At 42.2% G+C, this 2,709-nt stretch carries 1 protein-coding gene and 2 pseudogenes; all 3 read left to right on the plus strand.

What is annotated here, in order from left to right:
- Window positions 1-19: 19 nt before the first annotated feature.
- Window positions 20-1,782, plus strand: a pseudogene (locus tag PGQ33_RS16575) (VirB4-like conjugal transfer ATPase, CD1110 family); the annotation flags it as partial.
- A gap of 338 nt (window positions 1,783-2,120) precedes the next feature.
- Window positions 2,121-2,405, plus strand: a pseudogene (locus PGQ33_RS16580) (hypothetical protein); the annotation flags it as partial.
- 16 nt (window positions 2,406-2,421) lie between these two features.
- A complete protein-coding gene (locus PGQ33_RS16585) occupies window positions 2,422-2,532 on the plus strand; it encodes a hypothetical protein (RefSeq protein ID WP_008688066.1) in 111 nt (36 codons plus the stop codon).
- Window positions 2,533-2,709 lie beyond the last annotated feature (177 nt).

Below are 2,709 nucleotides of genomic sequence, written 5' to 3' on the forward strand. Positions count from 1 at the left end.
TCAGCAGGAGCGTCTGTCCCTGGCGGAAAAAAGAAACCGTCAGGAAAGAAGAAACAAAACAAGCAGAAAAGAAAGAGAACAGGAAAAGCGTAGGAAGAAGCAGGAACGGGATCGTAGGAAACAGAAAAACATTCCTACAACTGCACAGCAGAGTATTCCGTATATTCGGATGCTGCAGGATGGTATCTGCCAGGTGACAAAGACCTTTTTCTCTAAGACAATTCAGTTTTATGACATCAACTATCAGCTTGCTTTAAATGAGGATAAAACCACGATATTTGAAAATTACTGTGATTTCTTAAATTACTTTGATTCTTCCATCAGTGTGCAGCTGTCCTTTATCAATCAGCAGGTGGATGTGGCAGAATTTGAGAAAAGCATTGACATTCCTGATCAGAACGATGACTTCAATGCCATTCGTGAAGAGTATCGTACTATGTTGAAAAATCAGCTTTCAAAAGGAAATAATGGTCTGGTGAAGACAAAGTATATTACTTTTGGAATTGAAGCAGAGAGTTTGAAAGTAGCAAGACCAAGGCTTGAAAGAATCGAAACAGATATCTTAAATAACTTTAAGGTTCTGGGGGCACAGGCACATTCCTTAAATGGTCTGGAGCGGCTGGAGATTCTATATCATGTGTTCAACCAGGATAGGATTGAGCCATTTAAGTTCCAGTATAAGATGTTGCCGGAAACAGGATTGAAGACCAAAGATTTTATTGCACCGACTTCCTTTAACTTTTCCAAGAATCAGACATTTTTGATGGGAAGAACGATGGGGAGCGTGAGTTACCTGCAGATTCTGGCACCGGAGCTGACAGACCGGATGCTTGCAGATTTCCTGGATGTGGATGACAGCATCAATGTCAACATTCATATCCAGTCCATTGACCAGAGTTCTGCGATCAAAATGATCAAGAGTAAGATTTCAGATCTGGATAAGATGAAGATTGAAGAGCAGAAGCGGGCAGTACGTTCCGGTTATGATATGGACGTACTTCCATCGGACCTTATAACCTATGGAGAAGAGGCGAAGAACCTGTTGGAAGATCTGCAGTCCAGAAATGAACGAATGTTTCTTGTAACGGTTCTGGTGATGAATACCGCAAAGAAGCGTCAGAAACTGGATAACAATATTTTCCAGGTGCAGGGAATCGCACAGAAATATAACTGTTCCTTAAAACAACTGGATTATCAGCAGGAAGCAGCACTCATGTCCTGTATTCCACTGGGAGTCAATCGAATTGAAATTCAAAGAGGGCTTACCACATCTTCAACAGCGATCTTCGTGCCATTTACGACACAGGAACTGTTTCAGGAAAGAATGGACTGGAGCCGGTAGAAAAAACTATCATTGACCGTTGTGTGCGGTTGGTTTATCAGGAATATCTTGCCGATCCCGTACCGGAGAAGATGCCAATCCTGGAGGATTTATATAATCTGTTGCGGAAACAGGAAGAGTCGGAAGCACAGCGTCTTGCAACTTCATTGGAGATTTATGTTACAGGCTCCCTGAATGTATTTAATCATCGCACAAATGTAGATATCAACAATCGTATCGTTTGTTTTGATATCAAAGAGCTTGGAAAACAGCTGAAAAAGATCGGGATGTTGATTGTGCAGGACCAGGTATGGAACCGAGTGACTATCAATCGTTCCGCTCATAAATCTACCCGTTACTATGTGGATGAATTCCATCTTCTATTAAAAGAAGAGCAGACAGCAGCTTACAGTGTGGAAATTTGGAAGAGGTTCCGTAAATGGGGAGGTATTCCAACTGGTGAACTGGTTTGTTACTTGTTAGTCGCTTAAAGTGCAAACTATCGCCGTTCTGACTGAAACCGGCAAGTAAGTCAGAAGTATCAATGCGGAAAAAAACGGGAAAGGGGTAGCGACCTAATCCGAGTGGAAGGCTATTCATAATAGAATAGCCACACGCAACGCATAGAGCTTGAACCTGCATAAGCAGAATATAACAGCTCCAAGAGGCCGCATTGCCAGCCGGTACGATATAATCGTGGTAAAAAGATATGCTATGCTGAGCGTGAAATGACACGCTGATGAAAATGGGCGAAAGCCCCAGAGAGGTGGATAAAAAGCCACCTGATAATAACAATCAGATAACACAGAATATCAAAGATTTATTGGCTTCCAGGGAAATCGAGAATATTTTTGAAAACTCTGATTTCATTTATATGCTCAACCAGGCTTCTGGAGACAGGCAGATTCTGGCAAAACAGCTGAATATCTCACCAACCCAGCTGTCCTATGTAACCAACAGTAATGAGGGGGAAGGACTTTTGTTCTATGGAAATGTCATTATCCCATTTGTAGACAGATTCCCGAAGAATTCCCTCTATAAAATCATGACAACCCGCTTAGAGGAGACTTCCGAAGCAGGTTAAATCAAAGGAGAAAACAATGTTACGAGCAATTTCATATGTATTAACTTTTAGTGGCGGTGCTGTTTTCGGCATCGCTTTTCTCTGCTTATTACAGGCAGGGAAAGGGTATCCGAAGAAGGAGGAGTAAGTAGTGGCAGAACAGAGAATGAAAGTCAGGGACAAGAAAGTCCAGAAGATGACCAAGGATGGGCTGGTGGAAGAAAACCTGACAGATAAATCTTCTGTTCGTGTCAGTAACCGTGTCGGTGATGTGCAGATGGGAAGAAAACAGGGGGAAAAAGAAGAAAACCTTGTGGATAAGTCT

The organism is Coprococcus sp. AM100_B19A, assembly GCF_027662015.1.
GTDB lineage: Bacteria > Bacillota > Clostridia > Lachnospirales > Lachnospiraceae > Allocoprococcus > Allocoprococcus comes.

What these genes read in the sequence shown, in the direction of transcription:
- PGQ33_RS16585 (WP_008688066.1), top strand. Translation starts at nt 2,422, where the DNA reads ATGTTACGAGCAATTTCATATGTATTAACTTTTAGTGGCGGTGCTGTT.